The 23,909-nt window shown below is 69.4% G+C and carries 20 protein-coding genes and 1 pseudogene; 13 read left to right on the top strand and 8 right to left on the bottom strand.

Annotated features, from left to right (window positions below; translation table 11 throughout):
* A partial coding sequence (locus N8I84_RS41125; protein WP_263235082.1) for a hypothetical protein occupies nucleotides 1–246 on the bottom strand: 246 nt, incomplete at its 3' end.
* A 686-nt stretch (nucleotides 247–932) separates the two neighbouring features.
* On the opposite strand from N8I84_RS41125, the gene N8I84_RS41130 reads away from it, so the two are divergent.
* The 4 genes from N8I84_RS41130 to tpg all read left to right on the top strand — a co-directional run bounded on the left by N8I84_RS41130 (nucleotide 933) and on the right by tpg (nucleotide 4,063).
* Complete coding sequence (locus tag N8I84_RS41130; RefSeq protein WP_263235083.1) at nucleotides 933–1,901, top strand: DEAD/DEAH box helicase family protein; 969 nt, start codon at nucleotides 933–935, stop codon at nucleotides 1,899–1,901.
* Nucleotides 1,793–2,287 carry a helicase-related protein gene (locus tag N8I84_RS41135; RefSeq protein WP_263235084.1) on the top strand — a complete coding sequence of 165 codons (495 nt, stop codon included), beginning with the start codon at nucleotides 1,793–1,795 and terminating at the stop codon, nucleotides 2,285–2,287. Before N8I84_RS41130 ends, N8I84_RS41135 begins: the two co-directional genes overlap by 109 nt.
* A 47-nt stretch (nucleotides 2,288–2,334) precedes the next feature.
* Entirely contained in the window at nucleotides 2,335–3,357 is a 1,023-nt protein-coding gene (locus N8I84_RS41140) for a helicase associated domain-containing protein (RefSeq protein ID WP_390899098.1), read from the top strand.
* A 148-nt stretch (nucleotides 3,358–3,505) separates the two neighbouring features.
* Nucleotides 3,506–4,063, top strand: a complete 558-nt coding sequence (gene tpg, locus N8I84_RS41145; RefSeq protein WP_263234604.1) for a telomere-protecting terminal protein Tpg — start codon at nucleotides 3,506–3,508, stop codon at nucleotides 4,061–4,063.
* Between the two features lie 32 nt (nucleotides 4,064–4,095).
* Here tpg and N8I84_RS41150 read toward each other — a convergent pair whose 3' ends face one another.
* The 4 genes and pseudogenes from N8I84_RS41150 to N8I84_RS41170 all read right to left on the bottom strand — a co-directional run bounded on the left by N8I84_RS41150 (nucleotide 4,096) and on the right by N8I84_RS41170 (nucleotide 8,949).
* On the bottom strand, nucleotides 4,096–4,578 hold the full coding sequence (locus N8I84_RS41150) for a hypothetical protein (protein WP_263235085.1): 483 nt from the start codon (nucleotides 4,576–4,578) through the stop codon (nucleotides 4,096–4,098).
* 639 nt (nucleotides 4,579–5,217) lie between these two features.
* On the bottom strand, nucleotides 5,218–5,961 hold the full coding sequence (locus N8I84_RS41155) for an ATP-binding protein (RefSeq protein ID WP_263234602.1): 744 nt from the start codon (nucleotides 5,959–5,961) through the stop codon (nucleotides 5,218–5,220).
* A pseudogene (locus N8I84_RS41160) lies at nucleotides 5,958–7,564 on the bottom strand (Mu transposase C-terminal domain-containing protein). The gene N8I84_RS41155 and the pseudogene N8I84_RS41160 overlap by 4 nt, the downstream one beginning before the upstream one ends.
* A 164-nt stretch (nucleotides 7,565–7,728) precedes the next feature.
* Nucleotides 7,729–8,949 carry an ATP-binding protein gene (locus tag N8I84_RS41170; RefSeq protein WP_263235087.1) on the bottom strand — a complete coding sequence of 407 codons (1,221 nt, stop codon included), beginning with the start codon at nucleotides 8,947–8,949 and terminating at the stop codon, nucleotides 7,729–7,731.
* Nucleotides 8,950–9,467: 518 nt separating this feature from the next.
* On the opposite strand from N8I84_RS41170, the gene N8I84_RS41175 reads away from it, so the two are divergent.
* The gene (locus tag N8I84_RS41175) at nucleotides 9,468–10,673 is read left to right on the top strand and encodes an IS256 family transposase (protein ID WP_263235046.1); all 1,206 of its coding nucleotides are present in this window, start codon (nucleotides 9,468–9,470) and stop codon (nucleotides 10,671–10,673) included.
* A 227-nt stretch (nucleotides 10,674–10,900) separates the two neighbouring features.
* Nucleotides 10,901–14,122, top strand: a complete 3,222-nt coding sequence (locus tag N8I84_RS41180) for a Helicase associated domain protein (RefSeq protein WP_263235088.1) — start codon at nucleotides 10,901–10,903, stop codon at nucleotides 14,120–14,122.
* Between the two features lie 111 nt (nucleotides 14,123–14,233).
* Here N8I84_RS41180 and N8I84_RS41185 read toward each other — a convergent pair whose 3' ends face one another.
* Nucleotides 14,234–14,971: a TIGR02391 family protein gene (locus N8I84_RS41185; RefSeq protein ID WP_263235089.1), complete on the bottom strand. Its 738-nt coding sequence runs from the start codon at nucleotides 14,969–14,971 to the stop codon at nucleotides 14,234–14,236.
* Nucleotides 14,972–15,156: 185 nt separating this feature from the next.
* Between N8I84_RS41185 and N8I84_RS41190 the strand changes: the two genes are divergently transcribed.
* The 7 genes from N8I84_RS41190 to N8I84_RS41220 all read left to right on the top strand — a co-directional run bounded on the left by N8I84_RS41190 (nucleotide 15,157) and on the right by N8I84_RS41220 (nucleotide 22,351).
* Nucleotides 15,157–15,987, top strand: coding sequence for a TnsA-like heteromeric transposase endonuclease subunit (locus N8I84_RS41190; RefSeq protein WP_263235090.1), 831 nt, complete (start codon nucleotides 15,157–15,159; stop codon nucleotides 15,985–15,987).
* 5 nt (nucleotides 15,988–15,992) lie between these two features.
* Nucleotides 15,993–18,149 carry a Mu transposase C-terminal domain-containing protein gene (locus tag N8I84_RS41195; protein WP_263235091.1) on the top strand — a complete coding sequence of 719 codons (2,157 nt, stop codon included), beginning with the start codon at nucleotides 15,993–15,995 and terminating at the stop codon, nucleotides 18,147–18,149.
* Nucleotides 18,150–18,265: 116 nt separating this feature from the next.
* Entirely contained in the window at nucleotides 18,266–19,240 is a 975-nt protein-coding gene (locus N8I84_RS41200) for an ATP-binding protein (RefSeq protein ID WP_263235465.1), read from the top strand.
* Complete coding sequence (locus N8I84_RS41205; protein WP_263235092.1) at nucleotides 19,237–19,974, top strand: TniQ family protein; 738 nt, start codon at nucleotides 19,237–19,239, stop codon at nucleotides 19,972–19,974. Before N8I84_RS41200 ends, N8I84_RS41205 begins: the two co-directional genes overlap by 4 nt.
* A gap of 328 nt (nucleotides 19,975–20,302) precedes the next feature.
* The gene (locus N8I84_RS41210; RefSeq protein ID WP_263235093.1) at nucleotides 20,303–20,497 is read left to right on the top strand and encodes a hypothetical protein; all 195 of its coding nucleotides are present in this window, start codon (nucleotides 20,303–20,305) and stop codon (nucleotides 20,495–20,497) included.
* An 82-nt stretch (nucleotides 20,498–20,579) separates the two neighbouring features.
* The gene (locus N8I84_RS41215) at nucleotides 20,580–21,395 is read left to right on the top strand and encodes a hypothetical protein (protein WP_263235094.1); all 816 of its coding nucleotides are present in this window, start codon (nucleotides 20,580–20,582) and stop codon (nucleotides 21,393–21,395) included.
* A 386-nt stretch (nucleotides 21,396–21,781) separates the two neighbouring features.
* A complete protein-coding gene (locus N8I84_RS41220) occupies nucleotides 21,782–22,351 on the top strand; it encodes a helicase associated domain-containing protein (RefSeq protein WP_390899088.1) in 570 nt (189 codons plus the stop codon).
* Nucleotides 22,352–22,398: 47 nt separating this feature from the next.
* Here N8I84_RS41220 and N8I84_RS41225 read toward each other — a convergent pair whose 3' ends face one another.
* Nucleotides 22,399–23,025: a hypothetical protein gene (locus N8I84_RS41225; RefSeq protein ID WP_263235095.1), complete on the bottom strand. Its 627-nt coding sequence runs from the start codon at nucleotides 23,023–23,025 to the stop codon at nucleotides 22,399–22,401.
* Nucleotides 23,026–23,175: 150 nt separating this feature from the next.
* Nucleotides 23,176–23,880, bottom strand: a complete 705-nt coding sequence (locus N8I84_RS41230; protein WP_263235096.1) for a hypothetical protein — start codon at nucleotides 23,878–23,880, stop codon at nucleotides 23,176–23,178.
* Between the last annotated feature and the right edge of the window lie 29 nt (nucleotides 23,881–23,909).

Raw genomic sequence — 23,909 nt, forward strand, 5'->3', positions numbered from 1 at the left:
ATGCGCGGGCCGACCTGTCGGGGGGACCGCGAGACGCCGCAGGGACAGGCTGGCGATGGCGAGGAGACCGGTAAAGACGGCCAAGAGGAGGACGGACACCCACATCTGCCGGCTCCCGGGCGCCTGCCAGCCGGTCCAGGCCGCAGAGCCCGCCCACAGCAGGACACCCACGGCGTAGAAGGAGCGGACGCGATGCAGCTGCCGCACGGCCCGCAGGAACTGGATACGTTCAACCTTCGGTGCCATGCGGAGCCGTGTACCCCAGGGCGCGCTGTTCAGCAGTCGGGGTTTTTCGCTTCTGCCGTACTGCTCACCCTTGTTTTTGCTGCTGAGTGGGCCTTCGAAGTCGCGGCGTACTGCTGCACCTTGGTTCTTCTGGTCAGCCCCGCACTGTCAGGGAGGTCCAGGACGGCGCCGCAGTGCTTGCAGAGTTTCCCATCTTCTGGCGTATGCGGGCGTGCCGCAGGCCTTGCAGAACCGGTTGCCTTTGTTGTCATCAGTCTTCTGCGCCATGGCTCTCCCCGGCAGGCTGGGCTGTGATTGGACAGTGATGAATGCGGAGTACCCGCGGCTTCCGTGTCGATTCTCCAGGACATCTGCTTCATTTTTTAGTCTGCGATAGACTCTGGAATCAGACGGCTCCAGAGGTTCTGGGAATCTGTGACCCGCTGCACGGGGGTCATCTTGTCCCGCATCGGAGGTGTGGATCCGGTGTCTCGGTGGGCAATTTGGGCGAATATCCGTTGGCGACAGGCCAGTTGCTCGCGCCTTGGTGTGTGAGAGCTGTCGTCCGGCTCGCAGGAGAGAGTAGAGCGAATGGCTATGAAGGTACTTCGTCCTCATCAGCGAGAAGCCGTGGGCGCAGTGCTCCGGGCGCTCGAATTCCCTGCAAGATCCACTGTGCCTGAGCGGGGCTCCGCACTCAGGTGATCATGGCAACCGGAACGGGCAAGACACTCGTGGCCACCCACAGCGCTGAGGAGCTCCGTGCGGGGCGCGTGCTGGTGCTCGTTCCCTCCCTGGATCTGCTTGCCCAGACCGAGGCCGCGTGGCGCGAGGGAGGCCGCACGGGCCCGATGGTCGGGGTGTCCTCGCTGCGGGGTGAGGAGGTGTCCTTCCCCAACACCACGGACGTGGGCGAGCTGGTCGACTGGGTGAGGCCGTTCGACAAGGTCACGGTGTTCGCCACGTACGCCTCGCTGGGGCTGGGCACGCTGGAGCGGGCCCACAAGGCCGGCCTGCCGGGCTGGGACCTGATCGTGGTCGATGAGGCGCACCGGTGTTCGGGCCGGATCGGGAAGCCGTGGGCGGTCGTCCACGACAACACCCGCATCCCGTCCCTGCGCCGCCTGTACATGACGGCCACGCCCCGGCTGTGGCAGTTGGACGGGGACTCCGAGCAGGGCGCGCCGGGCGAGCTGGTGGCGAGCATGGAGGACGACCCGGAGGGGCCGTTCGGCGCCAGGTGTTTCACCCTGACGCTGTCGGAGGCGATCGACCGGGGAATCTGCGCGCCCTATCAGGTGGTGTGCGTGGACATCACCGACACCCAGCTCCAGGCCGCCCAGTTGCTGGGGGCTGCGGGCCGCTCGGATGAGGTGCGTGGGGCGCGGCTCGCGGCGCTGCAGACGGCGCTGGTGAAGGCGTCGGCCGAGGAAGGGTTCCGCAGGACGCTGGTCTTCCACCACGTCGTCAAGGAGGCCGAGGCGTTCGCAGCCGCCTTCCCGATGTGGCCGCGCAGCTGCATGCCGCCGACCCTGAGCTGTACCCGAAGACGATCTGGGCCAACTGGTTGTGCGGCGATCACAAGCCGAACCACCGGCGGCGGGTTCTTGCGGAGTTCGCGGCCGGGATCGCCACGGATGGCACGGTCGTGGAGAAGGGGTTCCTGGGGTCGGTGAAGGTGCTGGGCGAGGGCGTCGACACCAAGAACTGTGACTCCGTCTACTGGGCCGACGTGCGCGGTTCCATGCCTGACCTCGTCCAGGCCGTGGGCCGGGCGCTGCGGATGCAGCCCGGCGAGGGCAAGGTCGCATCCCTCGTGGTGCCGGTCCTGCTCGGGCCCGGCGAGACGGTGGACAACATGCTGACCTCGCGGGCGTTCGGGGGGTTGGCGAAGCTGCTGGAAGCGCTCAGGGCGCATGACGCCCGAGTGGTGGAGGCTCTGGCGCAGCAGCAGGCTCAGAGCCGTGTCAGGGGCGTTCAAAGCCGCAGCGGGGGTCAGGAGGGCCGAGGCGAGGGGGAGAGGAAGGGTCTGGGCCGTCGGCTCCGGCCCGGCATCTGCTGAAGTTCTCCACGCCGCGTGACCCCGCGCAGCTGGCGGCGTTCATCAAACTGCGGGTCCTCAACCCTGAGCATGAGCACTGGCGGCGCGGCATCGAGGCCGCCGTCATCTACAACCGGCTCCACGGCGGCCTGAAGGTCCCGTTCACGTACCGCGTGCCCGGCGGCGACGACCAGGAGGCCAAGGTCGAGGGGTGGCCGGCCGCGCTCGCCGGGTTCCCCCTCGGGCAATGGATCGCCGACGCAAGAAGGTTCTATGCCCGCGGCGATATGGACGAGGACCGCGTCCAGCAGTTGGAGAAGCTGGGCATGGTGTGGTCGCACTTCGACGTCGCATGGGAAGAGGGCCTGGCCGCCGCGCGCGGGTGGGCTGCGGAAAACGGGCATCTCCTGGCACCGCTGGACGCCACCTACCAGGGCTACCGGGTAGGCATCTGGCTGAAGAACGCCAGGGCCGCGGCCCGGAAGGCTGCCGAGATCGAGCAGCGGCGTGCCGAGGGACTGCCGGTGGAGTCGGTAGCCGGCGCGCTGTCGGAGGAGCGGCGCGAGCAGTTGGAGGAGATCGACCCGTCGTGGTGCCCGGCCTGGCCGGTGGAGTGGCAGCGCGCCTTCCATCTGGTCCGGCTGCACCTGGAGGCCGGCGGCGAGCTGCCCATGTCGCCGGGTGGGATCGTGCACCAGGGCGAGGATCTGGGCCGGTGGGTGCGCTCGGTCCGGCTGGGCTGGGACGAGCTCACAGCCGTGCAGCAGTGGATGTGTGAGCACATCCTCGGCATCGAGCCCGCCACCGAGGACGAGAAACCACAGCCGCGCCGTACGCAGGCCGACAAATGGGCGATGAACTACGCGGCCGCCAAGCAGTTCTACGAGCGCGAGGGACACCTTCGGGTGCCGAGGAAGCACGTCGAGACGATCGTCCTCAGCGGTGGCGATGGAGACGGCGGTAGGGGCGAGGACCAGAAGGAACGGCAGCTCCGGCTTGGTGCATGGATCGGGAACCAGCGCAGTAGGGCCGCCACGCTGTCACCGGAACGCGTGGAGCAGTTGTCCGCGATCGGGATGCGCTGGGCGTAATTGACGGCGGTGGGGCGTGCGTAGCCGATGACAGCTGGTGCTGTCATCGGCTACGCCGGAACCGGTAGTCAGGGGCGGACGGTGTGGGAGAACTGACGCCACGGGCTGCAGGGGCTGGCCCTGTCGGCTGGCCGCTGGGGAGGCGGACATGGGGCAGATCGAGCAGGGGCTGGAGCAGGCGTTGCGCACCCGGCCCGTTCCCTCGAGCACCGAGGCCCGTCTGCGGTTTCTGCTGGCGACGCACAAGGGTTCCACCCGGAAGGTGGCCGTCGTGCTGGGGGTGTCGCAGCGCACCGTGCAGCGGTGGGTGACGAAGAGGCCCGGAGCGCGACGTCCGCCGGGTTCGCTGCATGTCCGGGCGATCGAGGAAGCGGTCCTGGCGCGGTGGCAGCCCCGTGTACGGGCCCGTCGGCGTGCACAAGCCGAAGCTAACGGGTTCGTCTTCCACACCAGGGCGCGATTCGGGTTCGCCGCGCCAGCAGGGTCGTCGGACGATCCGCGGGTGCGGTGGATCACCCAGGACCTGTCAGGAGAGGTCGCCCGGGAGCTGTTCGCCGCCCGGGACGCCGGCGCAGGCGAGCAGCAGCAGACGGTGATCCTGGCCCGGGCGCTGGGACACGCCTACTTTCGCGATCGGGGCCGCCGGGCCCACGGTCTGCATGTCTCTTTCAGCGACGTCGAGTTCGCTGACTTCTCGATCGGCTGAGCCTGCCCCGTCGCGTAACCGCGTCAGGGTGTTCAGCGTCGCGAGGGCCTGACGCGCCTGGCTGGCATCGCTTCGTACCTCTCGGCTTCCTGCCGCTCGCGCCAGTCCCATTCCATACGGCCGGCCGGGCCTTTGCGGCGGGCCGCGGGCGGCTGAGGCGGGCGCAGCCTGGCCGTCTCGGCCACGCGCAGCAGGTGTGCGCGGTCTCCTGGCGTGGCGAGCAGTTCCTCGTCCTCGCCGGATAGGAGCCGGGCGAAGCAGGCCGCGGCCCGCGGGAAGATGCCCGCCCACGGCGGTACGGGGTAGGCGGCGCAGCCGTCGGTGTAACGGGCGCGGTCGTGCAGGGCGGGCGTGGCTGCGGCGTCGTCGTAGTCGCGGGGGCGGGCGGTGGCAAGTTGTTGCAGAGAGGCGCCGGTGAACAGAGCAGCGGTGAGGGTCGCGGCCAGGCTGGGATGTGCGGTCGCTGTGTGAAGCCGGTGGGCGACTCGCTGGGCGGTGGGCGCGGTGAGAGGCACGGGTGGTGGGCGGTGCCGCCAGGCGATCGGCGGTGGCGTGCACGGGTCGGCGCAGGGGCGGGGGCTGTCGTAGGAGACGAGGCGTTCCAGTGCCGGCAGGGTGAGCCACCGGCTGGCGGCGCGGCGGGCTCGTCTGGGGGCGGGGTTCGGCGATAGGCGTGCCGTAGTAGTGGCGGCGGGCGGCCGCGAAGTCGGCGGTGACGGAGTAGTCGACCGTCCGCAGGGCCTGATGCAGAGCGGCGGGAAGGTGAGGGCGGTGGCAGACCAGGGTCAGGTGGATACCAGCGAAGGCATGTAGCTGCAGGAGGCGCATCGTGCGGCGGGCAGTGAGGCGGTGAGCGCGCAGGACGGTCAGCCTGGTGACGGGCAGGGCGGTCAGCCAGGCAGTGGCGGCTTCCCAGGCGGGCTGACGACCGCCGGGAAAGCGGCCCGGGAGCAGGGGCGGTTTACCCAGGGCGACGAGAAGGTCGTGGGCGAGGCCGGTTTCGCTGGTGGTGCCCGGGCCGGGGTGCAGGGTGATCCGGCCGGACGGCGGATGGTGGGCGGCCAGAGCGGTGTGCGTGTGCAGCACGTCGTCATGACGGTCGAGAACCACGGTGACGGACGGCAGCGGCGGAGCAGGAGGCATGGACGGTGTGGTCAGGCGAGGCGGCTGAAGGCCCAGCGCAGCAGCTCCTGGTCGACGCGGGCACGTCCCGTACGGGCCAGTGCGGTACGGGTGTGGGCGGTCAGCTGGGCCCGGGCGCGGAAGTTGCCGTGCGCGGCGTGCTGATCGGCGAAGGCGATGTCCTCGGGGTCGGCGTCAGCCCAGACCGGGTGGAACAGCGGGATCACCTCCAGGACCTCGTCGGGTGTGAGGCGCGTGAACTGCTGCCAGATGAAGATGCGGGAGGAGAGCATCGGTTCGCGGCGCAGCACGGTGTGGCAGCCCGCGCCACCGACGAAAATGATGGCGAGCTGGGTTGAGGGTTCGTCCCAGAGGTAGCGGAAGTATTCGAACGCCTCCCCGCCTGGCCACTGGGCCTCGTCGACGAGGAAGGTACGGGAGCGTTCGGCCAGGGCCGTCTTCAGCAGACGGTCGAACTCGCTGGGGTGACGCGGTGGCTCCCCGGCCAGGTCGAGCGCGGTGAACAGTTCGTAGCGCACCGCGCGGGCCGTGGGACGGGCACGGAAGGTGATCTTTCGGACGTCCTCACCGGGTTCGAGTCCGCGCAAGCAGGTATTGACGGCGAGGGTCTTGCCGAAGCCGGCGCCGCCATGGATGCACATCATCGCGCGGGCAGCGACCGTGTCGGTGATGTTCTCCCGGGCAGTGAGCAGGGCGCGGGTGGTGACCACGGAGGCGTCGGGCAGGTCGACGTACTGGTAGGTGGCCGCGGTCACGAGGCGTCTCCGTCTTCAGCGGTGGTGGAGGGTACGGCCCGTCCGGCCGGGCCGTCGGGGACTGCAGGGGCGGAGTCACGGCCTGGCGGGAGCGGGGCGGGGCGGGCCGGCGCGGCCAGAGAGGGCGGGGTGCGCCAGTCGGCCGGGGGTGCGGCGTGCGGGATGACGTCCGGCATCGCGAGCTGCGCGAGGTCGGATTCAGCAGGCTGGGCGAGTTCGGCCTCGACCTGCGCGGTGGTCAGCGCGCCGAGCCGCCGAGGGGGCTCGGCCTGGGTAGCGGCGGCATAGCGCTCGCGCTGCGAGGCCTCCAGGTCCTTCTTCAGGCGGCGCGCACGGGCGGCCCGCGTTTTCCGTACGGCACTGACCTGTTCCTCGGTGGCCTGATCGGCCAGGTCCGCGGGACCGAGGTAGCGGCCAGTGGCGGCGTGGTAGACCTCGATGCGGTGGTCGTGGTGGGGCATGAAGCGGATCCGGACCTGGATACCGGCCTGGCCGGTCATCCACGGCCCCACGTAGTCGCGTCTCCTGAAACGGATGCCGCGGGTGGTCAGCATGCGAGTACCGGCGTCCTCCAGGGTGAACGTCCACAGATCCGCGGCCGGCACGTCCCGCAGCGGGGTGGGATCGTCCTGCCACGCCTGAAGCGGAGTCTTGCCCCGCAACGGCGCCGGGCGGTGCTCGGTGTTCCACCAGAGCGTCCAGGCCAGAAGCTGGGTGGTGAAGTCCTCGAAGCCCAGCAGCACTTCGTCCTTCGGACGGAAGGAGCGTTTGCCGGGGCACGGCTGGCGGGCGTAGCCGGGCAGCGCGGCCAGGAACATGCTCTCCACCGCACGGTTCAGGCCCTCCACGGTGCCCTTGAGGTGGGGGGTGTAGGCGGGCAGGTCCTCCACCGTCACGTCCAGGAGATCGAACGCTGCGGTCACCGTCCGGGACAGGAAGTCCTTGCCACGGTCCACCCGTACCTTCTCGGGCACGCCGCCGAACGGGCCGTAGGGGTCCTCGCGCAGCACGGCGGAGCGCAGCGCAGCGAGTACCGACTCCCGCGACGGATGCCCGGGCGTGACGGCAACGCCGGTGATCGCGTTGGTGGCGCAGTCGGTGAACCAGGTGATCCACGGCCTGCGGGCATGGCCGTCGACGTCGACCAGCACCGCCGCCTGGACGTGGTCGGTCTCCCACACCTGGTTCCGCCAGCCCCGCAGCCGGGCCAGGAACACATCATGCTTGCGCGCCGCCCGCTCCCCACCTGCAAGCCCGGCCCGCTCCCCGGCGTCAGATCACGGCGGATCGCCCGGTGCAGCGTCGTCAGCGACGGTGCCTCCACGGGCGGGGACTGACGGGCAGCACGCACGACCAGCTCGCGGTGGACCGCCCGCACGTTCCCCTTCCACAGCGCCAACAGGCTCCGGACTTCGGGCGTGATCGTGAACCTCGCATCGACTCGGGAGCGTGCGCCGGGGTAGGCGGCTGCGGTCTCATCGCTCTGAGCGGCGGCCAGCCAGCGCCACACCGTGCGCTCCGACACCCCCAGCGCGTCTGCAGCCACTCGTACGTGTCCTGCTGTCAGCTTCTTCCCTGCCCGTAGTGCGAGCAGCCGCCGCACAGCCGGACCACGCAGTGCCGTCCTCGACGCCACAGGCAGTCCGCCGCCTGCGCGGACCGCGTCATCGTCCTCCATGTCAGCTCCCCTCACGCGGGTAGGACGTCGTCTGTTGCCAGGTGCCGGGACCGTACGATCGCCCTCCCGCCCGTGCAGAAGCGCTCCGGTCACAGCGGCGGCGCGACCCGCTTAAACAGTCGCCTCAACAAACCCCGGTCGACGGATGCGTCAGCAGTGGTGAGCAGCGCGTTCTGCAGGTGCGCAGTCAAAGCGGCCCACGTGCGGAACGTGCCGTGCGCGCACGACTGGTCGATCCACGTCAGATCCGGGGACGGGACGGTGCGCCACAGCGGATGGAAGCCAGTCACCACGGGCGCCACTTCCGCTGCGTCCAGGCGCGGAACCTCCTGCCACGCGACCACTCGCGACGCCAGCTGCGGCAGCCGGGACAGCGCCCGCTCGCTGCCCGCCCCGCACAACACCAGCGTGATCCGCGTGCCGGGGTGGTCCCACAGGCTCTGCAGGTACTCCAGGCACGGCGCGGGCAGGCGCTGCGCCTCATCGACCACCAGCACCCGCGCCTCACCCAAAGCTTCCGCGACCGCGGCGTCGGCCAGCGCCGACGTGTGCGGGAAGCGGCCCGGCAGCGCCAGAGCGTCGAACACCGCCCGCCTCATGCCGGCCACCGACGGGCGCACCGGTACCGGTACCCACGTCACCTTCCAGCCCGGGGGCACTTCGCCAAGCGCCATCCGCACAGCGACGGTCTTGCCCCGGCCCGGGTCACCGAACACACACACCGCGCCCTGGGTCGCCATCGCCTGCCCGACCGCCTCGGCCACCGCCCGCACCGACGACGTCCGCACCAACTGCGCGCCCGCCGGCAACGCCACACCCGCCAGCGCGCCGCTCTCCCCCACCGGCAAGCCGCTGGTCGCCTCTGGCCCGAGACGCGGTGGCGCAGACGTCTTCACCGCGCCGCCCCCATGCGGCCCGGCCAGGGCGAGGTCAGCCAGGGCCTGCCGCGTTTGCTGCTCATCCCGCTCCCGCCGCACCACCGCGCGGTCCGGCAACACCCTGCCGGCCTCCAAATCCTGGCGCACCACCCGGTACAACGACGCCAGCGAGGGCACCTGGCCCCCGGCCTCCTTCATATGCCGGTGCAGCGCCGCCACGTTCCCGCCCGCCTGCGCCAGCACCTCCCACGCCTGGTCAGAGACCTCCAGCCGGGCCCGCGGCCTGCGCTCCATGCGGCCCTCGGCCCGCGCCGCCTCCAGCCAGCGCCACACCGTGCGCACATTCACTCCGCCGACCTGGGCGCCCGCACGCACATGCGCCGTCGTCAACGCCCCGGCCGCATCAAGCTCCAGCAGCCGCGCAACCAGCACCGGCCTGGACACCCTCAGCCCCGCCGTGACCTCACCCCACGCGCCCGGCTCCCCCACCGCACACCCTTCCGCCCACGGAAACCGTCACCGACCACCGTGCCGCCGTGCAGTCCTCGGAAGGATCAGAAGTGCCGTTCCCAAGACAGCGGAGCGGAGCGGGGTGTACCGCCCCATGACAGCCGCGACGGCACCACACACCGCCCCACGGCAGCGACCCCGCCCATCCTCAGCACCCCACCAGCGAAAACACCCAGTTCTGACGTCCCGTCACTGACACCCACCCACCGACACCAAACCGGAACATCGCAGCTGGGCGTATGGGCCTCGAACACCCGCGCGAGGCGAGGCAATCTCGCCCAGGAGCAACTGGACGGGGAGTGTAAATCTAACGGCGGATCCGACGATCATGGGAGCGACGTCAAGTGACTGACACCGCCGTGGAGTTGGAGACCGTGGAGCCTGTCGAGAGTGCCCAGTCGGGGCAGCCTGCGTCCGTGTCCGACGAGCAACTGGTCGCGATGCTGGTGGAGCGGGCCCGGTCGGAGGGGCTGCAGCTGACCGGGCAGGGTGGGCTGCTGCAGCAGCTGACCAAGCGGGTCTTGGAATCTGCCCTGGAAGGCGAGATCACCGATCACCTCGGTTATGAGAAGCATGATCCGGCAGGGAAGAACAACGGCAACAGCCGTAACGGCACCCGTGCCAAGACGGTGCTGACCGACGTCGGGCCGGTCGAGGTGAAGGTGCCGCGTGATACCGCCGGCAGCTTCGAGCCGCAGATCGTCAAAAAGCGGCAGCGGCGCCTGACCGGCGTCGATGAGATGGTGCTCTCTTTGTCCGCGAAGGGCCTTACCCACGGGGAGATATCGGCTCACCTCGCCGAGGTGTACGGCGCCGAGGTGTCCAAGCAGACCGTCTCCACCATCACCGACAAAGTGATGGAGGGCATGGCCGAGTGGCAGAACCGGCCGCTCGACCGCGTCTATCCGGTCCTGTTCGTGGACGCCATCAACGTCAAGATCAGGGACGGGAAGGTCGCGAACCGTCCGGTCTACGTCGTGATGGCGGTGACCGTGGACGGCACCCGCGACATCCTCGGCATCTGGGCCGGCGATGGCGGCGAGGGCGCCAAGTACTGGCTGCACGTGTTCACCGAGCTGAAGAACCGCGGCCTGGACGACGTGCTGATGCTGGTCTGCGACGGGCTCAAGGGCCTTCCCGAGGCCGTGGAGACCGTCTGGCCTCGCACGATTGTCCAGACGTGCGTGGTTCACCTGCTGCGGAACTCGTTCCGCTACGCCGCCCGTCAGGACTGGGACAAGGTCGCAGGGGCCCTCAAACCCATCTACACCGCACCCAGCGAGGACGCGGCCACCGAGCGGTTCCTGGAGTTCCAGGAGTCCTGGGGCCGGAAGTATCCGGCGATCGTGAAGCTGTGGTCGGACGCCTGGGCTGAGTTCGTGCCCTTCCTCTCCTTCGACGTCGAGATCCGCAAGGTCATCTGCAGCACGAACGCGATCGAGAGCGTCAACGCCCGCATCCGCAGGTCCGTCCGCGCTCGCGGACACTTCCCCAACGAAGCCGCCGCTCTCAAGTGCATCTACATGGCGCTGATGAGCCTGGACCCGACGGGGAAGGGCCGCAAGCGGTGGACCATGCGCTGGAAAGCACCCCTGAACGCGTTCCAGATCGCTTTCGAGGGCCGCCTGACTCCGAGCAACAACTGACCATCAACAACCAAGATCAGCCGTTAAATTGACACACCCACTGGACGCGCTCCGGGAGCTAGGCATGGAGTGGGCGTAGGAGCCCGGGGTTTGCAGCTTTCCGCCGAGCCGTGGCTGGTGGCCCATAACGAGTGAGGCCGATTGACGGTTATGGGAGTTGCAGATCAACAGACCAGGCGTGGTATGGGCGGGGGAATCGGAAGTTGGCGCCGTTAGGGGCGGGGGCGATGCCCCTGGCAGGTGGGGTGTGGCGGGTGGCACCGCTGCAAGGTGAGATGACGCAGTCGTTTCTGAGCCGGGTGGCTGCACGCTATGGCGTAAGGCTCAGGGATCTGCTGGCGGCAATCGCTGAGGTAGGCGGGCTGTCGAACATCACCGGTCAGACGCGGTTGGACAGTGAGGTGTATCTGAACCGGCAGGCTCGGGATCGGGTGTCCCAGCTGTGCCGAGTTCCGGAGCGTCATCTGCGGTGGGCGCTGCCTGCCTGGGCACAGGAGGAGCCTCGAAAGCGGTTCGCCGCAGGTCCAGCAGCGCAGTTTCATCACACTGCGGAGAAGGTTGTGCCCTGGGGGCCGGCGTGTCCTGAGTGCGCGGCGCGATCAGCCGGGCGCGCCGAGGGCGCGCGCTTGTACCTGGAGCCGCAGCAGCGGGTGTGCGCGTTGCACCGTCGGTGGCTGATGCAGGTGCCGGGCACGGCCGGCCGGGCGGTGAGGTTGCCGGCCGGGGGCGAGCAGTGGGTGCAGGCCCAGCGTCGTCATGCGAGGTTGCTGCGTCATTCCTCGGTGGCTGTGGAGGCGTTCGAGGTGGCTGCAGCGGTGACTGCCTCGTGGTGGTGGCAGGCGTGGCCGTTGGAACATGTGTGGCCCTCTCGGCTACGGAGCCTTGGCAGTGGACGGATCGATCCGGAGGTGTGGTGGGTCCTGGCGCGGGAGCTGGTGACGTACCCGGAGACGGTCGCGCTCGCCACGCTGCTGGCCGATGACGGGTTCCGGCAGCGGCTGATCGCCGACGCCCGGGGACATGCTCCGTACCGGCTGGCTGATCTGCCGGTGCTCCTCTCGGCGGTTGCGCGCTGCGTGGGGCGCCCCTGGTACAGGGAGCAGCTGGCGAGCGAGGTGTCGGGGCCTTTGTTCGCGTGGGCGTATCAGTGCGTGCGGCCGCCGCGTCGCATCGGGCACGGAGAGCAGGCGATGTGGGCGGTCGCTCCGGCGCACCGTTTGCGCCCGCTGGTTGACGAGCTCGCCGCGCGGATGTCCGTCAGGGCCGACGGGCAGAAGGCGGAGGGCAAAAGACGGCGGGGACTTAACCGCCAGTCGGATGAGTCCTTCACGGTCGGCCTGGCGCATGCGGGCCAGTACGTGCGCGAACACGGGAACCTTGCTGTTCAGAAGGACACCATGGTGGGGTCCTTCCGTTTTGGGGAATGGCTGCACAATGTGCAGACCAGGGCCTGGGCTCTGTCGCCGGATCGTGTCCGGGCGCTGATGGCCTTGGACCCTTGGTGGAACGTCCCCCGGTCGGTGCAGTGGCAGCGCTCGTACTACCGGGCACGCGATCACGCCGCCGTGGACGGTCCGCCGGATGCGGCCGCAGGGTTTGCCGGGACCGCCGTGCTGAACGGTGAGTGGCTGTATCTGCAGTGCACCCACTACGACGCTCTCCACCCCGAGCAGCAGCGTCTGCTGGCGGACATCGGCATCACAGCCGAAGCAGCCCGTACCGCCCGGCCGCGGCGGGCCAGCATGCGGGCGCGTTTCGAGACAGGATTGGAGCATGCCCGGGCCTACGCCGCCGAGCATGGCCACCTGGCGGTCTCCGGCAAGGGGGCGGTGCACGAGGGGTATCCGCTGGGGTGCTGGCTGGTGGCCCAGCGCAGTAAGGCGCACCGGGCTGCAAGGCCCACCGAGCGCTCCCGAGCGCTTGCTGCCGTGGACCCGTGGTGGAACCCGCCCTGGCCGCTGTCATGGCAGAGATCCTTCGCGCAGGTCCGTCGGCTGGTGCAGGACGGACACGCACTGGATGCGCAGCGTGGCTTTCCGGGCCTCGAAGCGGAGCTCGCACTGTGGTTGTCGCACCAGTGCGCCGTGTACGGGAGTCTGCAGCGTGATCAGCAGTGCCTGCTGACCGGTATCGGCATCACGGCTGAAGAAGCCGGCAAAGTCCCCATGACGGCAGAGGAGGCCAAGGCCGCCAGCCAGGCCGCAGCACGGCTGGGTGGCTCGGCCGGCCTGGCCAGCGCCCGGTCCTTCGCCGCGGCACGCGGGCACCTGGCGGTGCCCTTCGACTATGTGCATGAGGATTATCCGCTGGGCCGCTGGCTGGTAGCACAGCGCAGCAAGGAACGCCGCCACCTGCGGGCGACGGGAACCGCGTGGCCGCCCGGGCTGCACCTGACGGAGCTGGACCCCTGGTGGAATCCGCCCTGGCCCTTCCCGTGGCAGCGCCACTACCAGCTGGCCCGCACGCTATGGCAGGAGGGCAGGCTGCTCCTGCCCGGCCAGCACGCCCCGCCCGGCGACCGGGACGAGGATGAAGATCCGCTGATGGTGTGGTTGCGCCGGCAGTGCGCCCGGCACAATGTCCTGCACCCCGAACAGCAGAACCTCCTCGCCGGCATTGGGATCACCGCCGCCACCGCCCGCACCGTCACCGCGTCCCTCACCACTCCCACCCCAGGGGAGATCGGGCTGGCCCATGCCCTCAGCTACGCGGCCGAACACGGGAACCTGGCCGTGACCGACCGCACCCGCCACAACGGCCACCCCCTAGGAAGCTGGCTCCTGCGCCAGCGCCAACGCGCCGCCGACGGGCGCATCGAGCCCTCCCGGATCACCGCGCTCAACGCCCTTGACCCCCACTGGAACCCGCCCTGGCCCCTCGCCTGGCAACGCGCCTACCACCGGGCCCGCACCGCCACCGACAGCAGCACCCTGACCAGCACCGAACGCCGCTGGATCAGGACACAAGCACAGCTATGGGACAGCCTCCACCCCGCCCAGCAGCAACTCCTCGCCCACCTCAGCACCACCGGGCCTGCCGCCATACCCACGCAGGCCCGCACAACTGCGCGCCGCTACCCGACGGGTGGGGGCCTGCCCCACGCCCGCGCCTACGCCACCCTGAACGGGCACCTCGCGGTATCCATCCACACCCACCAGGACGGTTTTCCCCTGGGACGCTGGCTCGTGCAGCAGCGCCGCAAAGCCCGCTCAGGCCAGCTGTCCGCCCACACCCTGCAAGAACTGATCATCCTCGACCCATGGTGGAACCCACCCTGGCCCTTCACCTGGCAACGGAACTACCAGCTGGCCCGTGCCGCCCACGCCACAGGCCAGCCTGGCCCGGAGGGCTTGCGGCGCTGGGCGGACCGGCAGATCACCCAGTGGGACCGGCTCCACCCGCATCAGCAGGCGCTGCTGACCACCGCCCGCATCACTACTGCTCCGTGACACTGACAGGGAGAGCACTCGACGCGTGTGAAGGTCCGGGGGCCGGTCGTCGGCGTAGCGGCGCTCGCCTCTGGGCAGGGACCCCGCTCCCGGGGGGCACAGTTTGGCTGTTCAACTGGCCTTCACCACTGCAGCGCTGTCCACCCATCTCGCCAAGATGCTGAAGGCGGCAAGCTGCTCCAGAGCCTCGTTCTCTTCCAGTTCCTCATCCTCTTCGTGGGCGATGGGGTTGCGGATGGCCGCGTAGACGCCCCGCGCAAAGTTTCCGGCACCGTCGTGGCGATTTTTGAACGTATCGCCTCCGTCGTTTTCGCACAGGCGCAGGCGCGGGTGCCCTGGAGTGGGTGGGTTGGTGGAGAAAGCGTCGGAGAGGAGCTTGGCCTCGGAAGCGTCCCGCCGTTCGAGCTTCGCCTGGGCTTGGGCATTAACCGCCCTGGCAGCAGCGCCGACCGCTTCACGGAAGTGGCCGCTGCTCCACAAGCCTTGCACGCTGCCCCAGACCCATGAGTGCAGTGTGGATGCGTCAAGCTGGGGTGCGCCGCTGCCGAGGTTCTCCTGTAGCTCCTGCTCAGCTTCCAGGAGGGCGATCGCGCGGTGCGCTGCCTCGCGATGGCGCCACATCGGTTGCCTCTTGGCCTCTTCCCACTCTGCGGATCGCCAGTCAGGGAGCACACGGTCCAAGATCTGCTCCACGATCTGGGCCGCAGCTTGTACTTCAGCCTTTGAGCGATCGAACTTGTAGCCCCAGAAACCAATGGTGTTTGGGGCGTCTGGCACGTACGTCACCTTGGCGGTAACGAGGAAGGCCCTCAGCTTTTCGATCGCCCATTCTTTGTTCATCTGTGTCATGGCCCGATGCTGCCGCATGCCACCGACATCGCCTCACCTGCACCGAGACTCGGCCTGCGTCAAGGGAGGTGCACCGGTGTCCTGGCGGGATGGACGCGCCGGCATGGCGGAGCGCCGTTCACCCATTCGGGTGACGGATTCGGATCACGGCGTTCAACAGCCTTGCACGCGCTTGGGTGTTGGGGATGGAGGGGCACGGGCACAGCAAGCTGGTGCGGCAGGCTGCCGCAGGGGGCAGCAGTGCGGGAGTCGAGGCCGCCTTCGCCACTGTTGCCGGGCATGTGACGCAGTTGCCGTGGGACCAGGCGGCGGTGTCGGTGCAGTTCGAGGACCTGGCGCCGGTATCCGCGTTTCCGGTCGTGCCGGGCCGCCGGTGGGGGCCGGGCTGGTGGTGGTCGGCGACCACCGGACGGCATGTGGTGCACGGTTCGGCAGCGATGCGCACCCAGTTGATGGTCCTGGACCGGGACCGGGAAGTGACCGGCCTGTCCGCCCGCCCGGTACGGCTGCTGTGGCGTGATCCCGACGGGCGGGTGCGGTCGTGGGTGCCTCAGCTGTTCGCCCGGTACGCCGACGGCACTGGCCTGTTCGCCGACTGTCCCTCCAGCCCGGCCGCCGGCGGGGACAGGGCGCAGCGGGCGCGGATGGTCCTGGAGGCGGCATGCGCGCGCGTGGGCTGGTCGTACCAGCGCCTCGAGCCACCTCCACCGGTGGTGGCGGCGAACCTGCGGTGGCTGGCCGGCTACCGCCAGCCCCGTTATCAGGGCCCGCCCCAGCTGAGGGCCGCGCTGGCTGACGCGTTCGCCGTGCCCCGGCCATTGGCCGACGGGGCGGCATCGGTGGGTGATCCACTGCAGGTACTGCCAGCCCTCTATCACGCGCTGTGGTCCGGGTGCCTTGCGACGCGGCTCGATGAGCCGCTGCATGAGCGGGCGCTGATTTGCGCTGAGGCAGAACGTGGTGAAGGCGTCGAAAGGCGGCTTAGCAGCGTCGGCGGCGATCCGGAGAGAGGTTGAGCCCAGTGGGCGGTACACACGGTAAGAGCCGGCGGCCGGTGGTGGAGGTCGGCGCGCACGTCGTCTACCGGGGGCAGACCTGGCAGGTCGCTGCGTTGCAGGGCCAGCGGGTCTACCTGTTGCAGGAGGACGGCACTGAAGAAGCCTTGCTGTTGGGGCGGTTGTTCGCCGATCCCGGCTTCGAAGTGGTGGGCGCGCAGGCGCCGGCCACGGTGCCGCAGTGGGGGCTGTTTGAGACCGTTCCGCTGGCGGCCCAGCAGCGGGCGCTTGCGTGGCTGCCCCACATCCGGGAGGTTGAGACCGGGTGGCCGCACCCTGAGGGCAGCCGCGAGGGGCAGGCGATGCGGCCGGAGTACGACCCGGAGCGGTGGACCCTGGCGCAGCGGGATGCGGCCAAGGCGAAGGAGCTGACCGCGCTCGGCTTCACCCGGGTGACCCGCACGACGGTCGAGCGGATGCGGCACGCCTACCGCAAGCAGGGCTTGTGGGGGCTGGTCGACAAGCGCACGGTGCCGACACGCGGCCGTCATCCGACGGGGTATGCCGACGAGCGGGTCGTGGCCGCGGTGCTGGAGGCGCTGCGGCGTCAGCGGGGCCGGTCGAAGGGGACGGTGAAGGGACTGCAGGTGCTGGTCGGGCAGATCCTGGAGGACACGCACGGGCGCGGGGTGGTGGAGATGCCGTCGCGGTCGTCGTTCTACCGGCTGGTGAACGCTCTCGCCGACCCGGCCGAGCGTCCGGGACGTCCCGCACGCACCGCCACCGCACCCGCCCGCGCCTCGTCGGCGCCGGTGGTGCTGCGGCCCGGGGAACAGGTGCAGATCGACACCACCCGCCTGGACATCATGGCCGTCCTGGAGGACGGCAGCCTGGGGCGGCCGGAGCTGACCGTCGCCGTCGACGTCGCCACCCGCTCCGTCCTGGCCGCCGTCCTGCGCCCGCACAGCACCAAAGCCGTCGACGCCGCCCTGCTGCTGGCGGAAATGGCCGTCCCCCATCCCGCCCGTCCCACCTGGCCCAAGTCACTGCATCTGTCGCGGGCCGAGGTGCCCTACGAACGGATGCTGTCGCTGGACGAACGGCTGGAGGGCGCGGCCGCCCGCCCGGTGGTCGTGCCCGAGACGATCGTCGTCGACCGCGGCAAGATCTACCTCTCGCAGGGCTTCGTCGCCGCCTGCGAGACGCTCGGGGTGAGCGTGCAGCCCGCCCCTCCGAGGCGACCGCAGGCCAAGGCTGTGGTGGAGCGGACCTTCGGCGCGATCAACGACCTGTTCTGCCAGCACGTCGCCGGCCACACCGGCTCCAACCCCCAGCGCCGCGGCTTGGCGACGGCGGCCGAGGCGCGGTGGACGATCCCGCAGCTGCAGGACTTCCTCGACGAATGGATCACCTGCGGCTGGCAGAACCGGCCCCACGACGGACTTCGCCACCCCGTCCTTCCCAAAACCGCCCTCACACCGAACCAGATGTGGGCCGCTCTGATCACCATCAGCGGCTACGTGCCCGTCCCGCTGACCGGGGCCGACTACCTCGAGCTGCTGCCGGTGCGATGGCAGCCCATCACCGAACGCGGCATCCGCCTCGACTACCGCACCTACAACCACGAAGTCCTCGACCCCCACCGCGGCCAGCGATCCGGTGTCGCCAGCAAAGACAGCAAGTGGGAGGTCCACCACAACCCCCACGACGCCCGCCAGATCTGGGTCCGCCTCACCGACGGAAAGCTCCACGAAATCCCGTGGATCCACCGCGACCACGTCCACCAGCCCTTCAACGACGCCCTCTGGCGCCATATCCAGACCGAGGTCGAACAACGCGGGGACCGCGAGACGCACGAAGCCGACCTCGCCGACGCCCTCGACCAGCTCCTGCGCCGCACCCGCCACCCCGCCGGGACCGAGCACAACACCCGCCGCCGCAGAACCCCCCGCTCCGCAAGTACGGCAGCACAGCTGCCCGATCTGCCGGGCCAGCGGCGCCTCCTCGACACGGAGACCGCACCGGCCCCGGCACCGGACTGGAGCGAGAGCCTGGACGACCTCATCACCGTTGATGCGGCGGCCGACACGGACACGAGCGACCCGCAGGGGGCGGGCGTGCTGGCTGCCGAGGCAGGCGGATACGGGCTGTGGGACGCCGAAGCGGAGGCCGAGCAATGGTGAACACCTCACCGGGCACGGGCAATGCGCCGGCGGGCAGGTCCCCGTCGGCAGTGGACCGGCCTCCCGGTGCCGCGGCAAGCACCGCCGGCGACGCCGCTGATGCGCAGCAGCAGTCGGTGACCACCTGGGACGGTTTCCAAGCCTTCGCCACCACCCCCGTGGCAGCCCCTCCCCCGCCCGGCGCGCCGCCCCGCAGCCTCGCCGAACGCCTCGCCTACCACTCGCGGTTCGTCACCGTGCGCACCCCGGCCATCGACACCCTCGCCAAAAACGTGCGTACCCTGATGATCCTCGGCCGCCACCAGACGGTCACCGCACGGCCGTCCCTGATCGTCACGGGCCCCGCCGGCGCGGGGAAAACCACCGCGCTGCTCCAGGTCGGACGCGCCTGCCACCTCGCCCACACCCGCCGCCACGGCCCCACGGCAGCAGCCGGGCAGGTGCCCGTCGCCTACGTCCTGGTCCCGCCCGCCGCCAGCGCCAAGACACTGGCCACCGAGTTCGCCCGCTACCTCGGCATCCCCATCGCCGCCGGCATGTCCCAGGCTCAGATCACCAACGCCGTCTGCCACACCTACACCACCGCCCGGGTGCAACTGGTGATGATCGACGAGGTCCACCGGCTCAACCCCCGCACCACCACCGGCGCCCAGACCGCGGACCTGCTCAAAGACCTCACCGAACGCATCGGCGCCACCTTCGTCTACGCCGGCATCGACGTCACCGCCACACCCCTGTTCACCGGAGTACGCGGCGCGCAGCTCGCCGGACGCGCCTCCCTCATCGACTGCGCCGCCTTCCCCGCCCGCCTCGGCGACCAAGAGCCCTTCCGCGACCTCGTCAAAGCCATGGAGAGCGCACTCGACCTGCGCCACCACCGGCCCGGAACCCTCCCCCAGCTGGCCCCCTACCTCCATGAGCGAACCGCCGGCCGCATCGGCAGCCTCGCCCGCCTCATCCGCCAGGCCGCCATCACCGCCCTCATCGACGGCACCGAACGCATCACCAAAACCACCCTCGAAGCAGTCCGCCTCGACCACCTCGCCGAACAGCACTACCGACCCCGAAACCGCAGTACCAGCACCCCTTGACCCGGACAGACGTCACGGCCCGGGATACGGCCGCAGCCGTCCCCGCGCAGCGCAGTGTCGTCACCGCACGCACATGGCTGCAGATCCCGTCAGCCGCGCCGGGCGTGCTCCACGTACGGCCGCTGACCGGCGAAGCGACCGCCTCATACGTGCAACGGCTTGCCAGCGCCTATCAGCTGACGCCTCCCCAGCTCCTCGACGGCGTCGGCATCACCCTCCACGGTCACGGCACCCTGCCGGCAGCCGAACTCCACCTCAATCACAACGCGGCCCGGCACCTCGCCGCCCTGGCCCGCACCCCACTCCCCCACCTAACACGCGCCCTACCCCACCTCGCCCTGCTGGGCAACGCCCACGACACCCAGGCGGCCGCGTCCTGGAAGCGGATGGAGGCCGGGCAGCAGCCCGTCCGCGCCTGCACTCTGTGCATCCGCCACCGCAGTCACGGCACCACCGACACCGCCTGGGTTCATCGGCCGCCGCACCGGCTGATGTGCCCACGCCACCAGCAAGCCGCCCCCGACCCGCGGCTCACCTCTCCTGGCCAGACCTGGACTGCGCCCGAACTCGCCGCCCTCCACCACGCCCACCAGCGCCTTCTACGCCACCCCCGCGCCAGCACCGCCTGGGCCGCGGCGCGCGCCATCACCACACGCTGGTATGACCACCAGCAACACCTCACCCACCGCTGGCACCCCGCATCAACCAGCTCTGGGCGACCAACCCCCACCTGACCAGTACAGGCAGCGCCTCCCCCGCACTCCTGACCCGCGACCTGGTGATCTATCCGAAAACCGTTGCCCTCGCCCGCGCACTCGCCACCCTGCCCACCGGCCACATCGCACCACCAACGACGCCTCAGCCTCATCGCCCACCGGCTCGGTCTCACCCGCCTGACGCTCAGCGCAAACGACCCACTCCGCGTCTTCCTCACCCACACGCGCCACTGACCAGCACACGAGCAGGCCAGGGCGGTGCCCCCACCCCGCCCACCATTCCCTTACCGCTGTCCTGTGTTTTGCGATACAATACTGTGGACGACGTCAAGGGAAAGAGGTACGGTTGGGTAAGGAAGAACGAGACCTGGCACGGAGAGCCGAAGAGCAGGGCTTCGAGGTCAGGCGCACAAGCAGGGGCCACTACCTGGTCACGAAGGACGGCCGGCCGGTGACGACCATCTCCGGCACATCGTCTGACCACCGCGCCCTGAAGAACGCGAAGGCTCAGCTCAAGAGGGCCGGGTTCGTCGACAAGTAGCAAGTCAGGGGAAGGTCCGCCGGGAGGCACCCCGGCGGACCGCAACACCCCCCACGGAACTCAGGAAGGAGTTGTCACCAGCATGCCTCAGGCGTGGAGCATCGAAGTCGAGTTGGGCGTAAGCAACGTCAGCGATGACACCGTTGAGGAGCTGCACGAGCACCTGGCCGACCACAGCCCCGCCGTCGGCACCGCGCCCAGCGGAAACCTCTCGGTACGGATCTTCATCGAGGCCAGCACCGCACGGCAGGCCATGGACGCGGCACTCAGGGAAGTCACCGCTGCAGCCAAGCAGACCGGCATCAACCACACCGTCACCGGCATCGAGCTGGTCACCGAGGAGGAACTGGACCGCAGGCTCGAGGAACCCTCCGTGCCCGAACTCGTCGGAGTCTCCGAGATCGCAGCGATGTTCGGTGTCGGCAGGCAGCGCGCTGCACAGGTCGTGCAGCGTGAGGACTTCCCGCCCGCCGTGGCTTACCTCAAAGCCGGACCGGTGTTCGTGAAGTGGCAGGTCGAAGCTTTCGAAAAGCGGTGGGACCGCCGCGGTGGAAGGCCCGCCAAGCCGATCGAGCTCACGGAACTGGATCGTGAGGTACTGACAGCGCTGACCGCCACCCACCGCGAGATCGAAAACTCAGGACGCGCGACTGGGAAACTTGCGCGGAGAGGACACCCCGGCGCAGGCGAAGTCCTTGCAGGCTGGGCATTCGCCGCCCTCAGGCCGGGACGGTTGTGCGCAGCGTTCCCCGCCAGCGACCGGGCTGCCAGGGCCACGCTTGCACGGCTGGCCAAGGCGCGACTGGTGTCCCTGGAGACAGAATCAACCCACGACGACGAAGTCGTGGTCGAACTCGAACTGACAACAAAGGGCGAGCGGGTAGCCGCCACCCAGTAGTACCCATCCCTTGAACGTCGTCAGGAAGGCCCCCGCAACGCGGGGGCCTTCTGTCGTCATGCCTAGATGTCAGCCCCGGACTGGCCTGCAACACAAGCGCCAGACACCCGCCTCACCACCGCATCAACGCGTCCACGACGAAACCTATAGACGCACCACTACACCCACCAAAAAATCAAGATCCTTCCCACACAACTACAGGACCACAGGCCAACCATCCGAACAACCAAACCGAACACACCACCAGGCCACGCCATCACACCCCGAACCCGACCACTCCCCCAGCCCCGACTCCCAACCAAAAGACGGGACACCAGACCAGGACGACCAAATCCCCTGAAGATCACCGCTCCGTCACACAGCGGCATGCCCAGGGCCTGCCCGTTTTGTCGGCGGCCGGGGCGCTGCCGGAGGAGCGGCGCGAGCAACTGGAGGACATCGACCCGTCGTGGTGCCCGGCCTGGCCGGTGGAATGGCAGCGCGCCTTCCACCTCACCCGGCAGCACCCGGACGCCGGCGGCGAGCTGCCCATGTCGCCGGGCGTCGTCGTGCACCAGGGCGAAGACCTCGGCCGGTGGGTACGCTCCGTCCGCCTCGGCTGGGACAAACTCACCACCGTGCAGCAGTGGATGTGCGAACACATCCTCGGCATCCAACCCGCCACCGAGGACGAGAAACCCAAGCCACGCCGTACGCAGGCGGATAAGTGGGCGATGAACTACGCGGCCGCCAAACAGTACTACCAGCGTGAAGGGCACCTCCGCGTACCCCGCAAACACATCGAACGAATCATCGTCGCCAGCGGAGACGACGGCCGCGACGGCGACAACGGCGCGAACCAGGAAGAACGGCAAATCCGGCTCGGGGCATGGATCAGCAACCAACGCAGCAGGGCCGCCACGCTGTCGCCGGAGCGGATCGAGCAGCTCTCCGCCATCGGAATGCGCTGGTCGTAGCCGTGCAGGGTGTCCTGTCCGGCCCCGCTGTCATCCTGGGAAACGAGTTATCGGCCACGGACTTGCCGGACCCATGTGCCGCTGTATATGTCCCAGCAGATCACAACACTCCGCCCTCGCGAATCAGGAGCCGCCAGGGCTTCGAGGTCCGCTGCAGCGAGAGCCTCCAGCGCTTTGTTCGGCAGGCCTGATGGAACGTCGAAACTCAGGCCGGTCTCGTCCTCGTGGATGGTGATCGAGGGAAGGCGCCGGTACTGCCGCCGCCCCATCAGCGAGGCAAGGCGGGTACGGGCCTCCTCAAAGGCCCGGCTGCCGGCAGCTGCGGCGATGGATTGAATGAAAGGGACGAGGGTGGCCGTTGCCACCGCCACCAGGAGCTCGCTCTGGCCCCCTACATCGGCTCCTGGCGGGATGCGACGCATCGCTGCCTCATGATCGACCTGCGCTAAGAGAGGATGCCTCAAGACCTCACTCCAGCGTGTTTGGTAGACCGCTGCGTACAGGCGAACGAGGTCTTCCTGGGCGTTCTGGGCGCTCTTGTCGGCGAGAATCTCATCCAGTCTTCGAGTCAGTGTGGCCTTGTCGATCCAGTAGTCACGGAGATACAACTCGTCGATGAGAGCATCTGTGCCGGTCTGCGTCATAAACCCTCCCGCTTCGTGACGATCAGCCATCAGGATTGTCGTACCTGATTCACCGTCGACGCGGAGGTTCACGAGGAAGCATCACTACGGCGGTCCTGGATCCTGATCAGAAGCAGCAGCATCCCCGGCCGGCCGCGTAGTGCGCGTCCCACTCGTCCACCGCGACTACCGTGCGCATGATCACGCCCCCAGCTCTGCGGCGGTCGCCGCGACATCGCGCGCAGCCCGGCGCACCGCGGCCGGATACCCCAGCTGCTCGGCCGCCTGATCGAACGACAGCCCCGGGTCCGCCTCCATGAGAGCCGCGATACGCTCTCCGCGGAGCTGGGAGAGCACCCGCTGGGCCGTGGCCGCAGCGACCCCGAGCGCGCCGCGTACGTCGGCGATCGTGACCGCCGGCGAGGCGTCCAGGAGCTCCGCTACCCTCGCGCGCAGTTCACCTCGCGGAACCGCGTTCGTCCTCCCCTTCGGCCGACCGGCCGCGCTCTGCTTCCCCGGGCGCGCGTCCCGGAAGGCGCGGACAGCGCTGCGAGGCCAGTGTTCCACCCCGCAGACGTCCACTACATGCCGCGTGAGCCGGGGGTCCGTCTTGTACCCGTCCCAGGTTCGAGGAGTCACGCCCAGCTCCGCCGCGGCCTCCTGCCGGTCCAGAAGCACCTCGGGGCCGTCCATGGCCGGCAGTGCCGGAACGGGCTCACCGGCGAGGTAGGCGGCCGTCTGCCCGCCGTCCCACAACAGCACCCGAGCTCCATCGGAGCTGATCGGCGCGGGAAACCCCTCCGTGGCGTACGGCTTCTTGTTCCGGAACGTCCCCATGGCCATACCCATGTCCTGGGCCAGCAGCTCCCGCGTCCGCACCAAATGCCTACGGCTCGGATGGATCATCGACCTCTTCCCTTCGACGCTGCTTCGGG

This window comes from Streptomyces cynarae (assembly GCF_025642135.1).
Taxonomy (GTDB): Bacteria; Actinomycetota; Actinomycetes; order Streptomycetales; family Streptomycetaceae; genus Streptomyces; species Streptomyces cynarae.